General features: G+C 39.7%; 1 protein-coding gene. It reads left to right on the forward strand.

Annotated features, from left to right (window positions below; all coding sequences use genetic code 11):
- Positions 1-34: 34 nt before the first annotated feature.
- Positions 35-239: TonB-dependent receptor domain-containing protein (locus AAEY83_RS18245; RefSeq protein ID WP_351061518.1), on the forward strand; the 205-nt coding region annotated here is incomplete at its 3' end.

Raw genomic sequence — 239 nt, forward strand, 5'->3', positions numbered from 1 at the left:
GGCTAATAGAGTTGCTGCTGAAGGCGCATTCAATTTGACAACTATTGAACGTCAGAGCACTGGTGGTTATATTGGTGGTAATGAAGATGTAAAAGAAGAAACATCTGATTCATTTAGCGTTGGCGCTATTTGGCAAGTAACAGATGAATTTTCATTAACGCTTGACTACTACGATATTGCTGTAGATGACGCTATTGCTACTACTGCTAGAACAACTGTATTGAACCGATGCTATGGTG

It is taken from the genome of Psychrobacter sp. TB20-MNA-CIBAN-0197 (assembly GCF_040309765.1).
Lineage (GTDB): Bacteria > Pseudomonadota > Gammaproteobacteria > Pseudomonadales > Moraxellaceae > Psychrobacter > Psychrobacter submarinus.